This window comes from Komagataeibacter europaeus LMG 18890 (assembly GCF_000285295.1).
GTDB classification, from domain to species: domain Bacteria; phylum Pseudomonadota; class Alphaproteobacteria; order Acetobacterales; family Acetobacteraceae; genus Komagataeibacter; species Komagataeibacter europaeus.
Genome location: NZ_CADP01000198.1, coordinates 1 through 3189 on the forward strand (window position 1 = coordinate 1; position 3189 = coordinate 3189).

Below are 3189 nucleotides of genomic sequence, written 5' to 3' on the forward strand. Positions count from 1 at the left end.
CCGGCTGCCACGGATCAAGATTACTGATCTTCTGCTGGAAGTGGACCGCTGGATCAGCTTCACCGACTGCTTTACCCATCGCCGTTCCAGCCGTGTCGCGGATGACAAAAACGCCCTGCTGACGGTGATCCTGGCGGATGGGATTAATCTTGGTCTGACACGCATGGCCGACACCTGTCAGGGTGCCACCCTGCGCCAGTTGGCGCATCTGCATGACTGGCATATCAGCGAGGCCGGATACGCCGAAGCCCTTGGCCGTATGGTTGCAGCCCATCGTGGGCTGCCCCTGGCGTCACTCTGGGGAGACGGCACATCGTCCTCAAGTGATGGTCAATTGTTTCATGCAGGTGGCAGAGGCGCTGCGATCAGCGATATCAATGCGCGCAATGGCAGTGAACCGGGCGTCAGTTTCTACACCCACATCTCCGATCAGTATGATCCGTTTTCGACCCGGGTGATTGCTGCGACGGCCGGTGAAGCGCCCTATGTTCTGGATGGACTGCTTTATCATGCTAACGGACTTTCCATTGAAGAGCATTATACAGATACGGGTGGGGCATCGGATCATGTTTTCGGGCTGATGCCCTTCTTTGGTTATCGATTTGCGCCCAGGATACGGGATCTGAAAGAGCGGAAACTTCACCTTTTTCCGGGACAACACCCGGGCGAACTTCTGGGTGGGATGGCCGGTGACCTGATCAATACCAACCATATTGTGGAACACTGGGACGACCTGCTGCGTCTCGTCACATCTATTCGGAGTGGAACCGTGACCGCTTCGGCCATGCTGCGCAAACTCGGATCTTACCCCCGTCAGAATGGTCTGGCTGTGGCTTTGCGCGAAGTCGGCCGGATCGAACGGTCAATTTTTATGCTCGACTGGATACAGGATCTGGATTTGCGCAGACGAACCCAGGCTGGACTCAATAAGGGAGAAGCCCGGAATGCGCTGGCTCGGGCGCTCTTCTTCAATCAGCTTGGCGAACTGCGGGATCGGCGTTTTGAAAATCAGGCCTATCGGGCGTCAGGTCTGAACCTGCTGGTGGCAGCGGTCATCCTATGGAATACGCGCTATCTTCAGTCTGCCATCACGACGCTCGGTATTTCAGATGACCTGGCCCAGCATATCGCACCCCTCGGCTGGGAGCATATTTCTCTGACAGGCGACTATCGCTGGAATGTCGATGAGCAGCCCGAAGCTGGCGCGTTACGACCGCTTCGGGTACCTGCATCCCTACTTGTTGCGTGAACCTCAATGTGGCCAGTTCTACAGGTGTTCACTCCAAGCGTACGTAAAATACACTTTCGTGTCGTGATCCCTAGCAGGACACAAGTGGTACTATATTCCCCACATACCAGCCACCAAACGGCGGATATGTGTCTGAATAAGGGACATTTTTCATCGGGTGAGCCTCCGCGATCCCATAGGCAGGGTGGTGTCCTGCTCTATGAGATATGAAGGGGGGCACAGCCCCCCGGTTATGTTTTACCCTTCCTGCCGCTTATCATTGGTCGGGAATGAAATGGTATCACGCGGCCCGACAATGGTTTCAGTCTCGGTGCGGTCGGTTTCTTCGCCATCCTTGCGATACCTGCGGCTACGTATCGCACCTTCCACATAGACCAGGCGGCCCTTGGTCGCGTGTTTTTCCAGATAGTCAACAAGACCAGGCTGGAAGGTGACAACACTGTGCCAGTGGGTTCGCTCCTGCCACTGGCCTTCGGCATCCCGCCAGCCTTCGCTATCGGCTACAGACAGTCGTGCTTTCCTCTTTCCATTGGCAAGCGTCACAATGTCTGCGTCACTACCAAGATGGCCCATAAGGATATGTTTGCTGGTCATGGTTGTAGGCTCCCAACGTGGGTGACAGACACGATTACCCGTCACCCTGTTAATGTATCATGATACATTATAATTGCAAGAAAAACCGGGCAAAAATAGCGGTTTCCCGTCACTTTTGCCCGACACGGGACTACTCGGTATCCGCCTCTAAAGCCCCCGCTATGATCGGGTGTTTCTTCTCAAAAGCATACAGTGCTTCAAATGCCTTTCTTTTCTCCTCCTTAGCCTCTGCAAGCACCGTGGCCTGTTCTTCTGCCGTGTCTTTAGGCCGCCCTTCACAACGCCGCAGGTTGATTACTGCATCATCGTGGGCCTGTTTTGCTACCTTGTACTCCGCCAGCAGGGGACGCCGCGTTACTTCGTTATAAAGTTCTTTCATCTGTTCCAGCAGGACCAGACGGCGCAGGTATTTGGCAATCTCCGCCAGACTATCCGCGTTTTTTTTGTCCATTTCTTCCGGCTTCAATGTCGTATTTCCTCACTCTAAAGGGAGACAGGGCGTTGCCGCCCTGCCAACTATTATTCAGTCAATCGCGGCAAAAATTGTCGCGCTTTCAGGGTGCTGCTCCGCATAGTCTTTCAGACAGTCGGACCTATCTGCAAAAATCGGATTCAGGGTGTGTATGGCCAGTGCGGATAGCGCCATCAGGTTCGCAACAATCGCGGCGGCTTCTGGTGACATATCCCCCTGAAACCAGTTTTCGACCCACTGACAAGGCAGCTTCTCCGGTCCCATTTCCGGCACCATCAGAAAGCCGCCATTGCTCAACTTTTCATACCGCCACATACCGCTGGCCTTGGTGCGGTAATCGGGGCACAGCTTCCCCATGAAGTCGTAAACCAGCGGCTCCCCAGCCATGAAGTAGGGGCCGAAATACTCCGGCAGGAAAGACATGCGCTCCTGGGCAGGGACAGCAGACTTGATAATGCGATTGGTGGTTTCCATAGGGTGAGCCTCCTATATGTGGGTTTCATGGGGCCGGTGTGGTGTCCCGCCCCCATGTCGTTAATGTATCATGATACATTATTATTGCAAGGAAAAAGCACGGTTTCCCGCCAAAAGATCCAGCCTCACCCAACGCCAGCCAGCCTCTTGTTCGACCGCGCCGCGCGGGCGAACACTTAGCGAAGCGGGACGCCTCTCGTCCCGACACCATCAGGGGGCCATGACCCGCAGCGCAGCGCAAGCGGCGGCCCGTAGGGCCGGGACCGCAGCCACGCGCACCCACGCGCAACGCCTGGCCAACGGACAGGCGCGAGCATGGGGAGCATGGCGAGGACCAGCCCGCTTGCGCGGAGTGAGGATTATGGCACCAGCGACGGCCCCCAAGCTGGGGGCCTAGCAT

General features: G+C 55.9%; 4 protein-coding genes. 1 reads left to right on the plus strand and 3 read right to left on the minus strand.

Annotated features, from left to right (window positions below; all coding sequences use genetic code 11):
• The coding region (locus GEU01_RS20440) for a Tn3 family transposase (protein ID WP_019087227.1) at positions 1 to 1249 on the plus strand (1249 nt) is incomplete at its 5' end.
• A gap of 237 nt (positions 1250 to 1486) precedes the next feature.
• Here GEU01_RS20440 and GEU01_RS20445 read toward each other — a convergent pair.
• From GEU01_RS20445 to GEU01_RS20455, 3 genes are all read right to left on the minus strand, one after another.
• Positions 1487 to 1843, minus strand: a complete 357-nt coding sequence (locus GEU01_RS20445; protein ID WP_019087520.1) for a single-stranded DNA-binding protein — start codon at positions 1841 to 1843, stop codon at positions 1487 to 1489.
• 130 nt (positions 1844 to 1973) lie between these two features.
• On the minus strand, positions 1974 to 2309 hold the full coding sequence (locus GEU01_RS20450) for a hypothetical protein (RefSeq protein WP_157212910.1): 336 nt from the start codon (positions 2307 to 2309) through the stop codon (positions 1974 to 1976).
• A gap of 57 nt (positions 2310 to 2366) precedes the next feature.
• Positions 2367 to 2789, minus strand: coding sequence for an antirestriction protein (locus GEU01_RS20455; protein ID WP_019087522.1), 423 nt, complete (start codon positions 2787 to 2789; stop codon positions 2367 to 2369).
• Positions 2790 to 3189: the final 400 nt, after the last annotated feature.

Bases quoted from the DNA above. Each gene is read 5' to 3' on its own strand.
- GEU01_RS20455 (WP_019087522.1), bottom strand. From the start codon at position 2,789: ATGGAAACCACCAATCGCATTATCAAGTCTGCTGTCCCTGCCCAGGAG.
- GEU01_RS20445 (WP_019087520.1), bottom strand. From the start codon at position 1,843: ATGACCAGCAAACATATCCTTATGGGCCATCTTGGTAGTGACGCAGAC.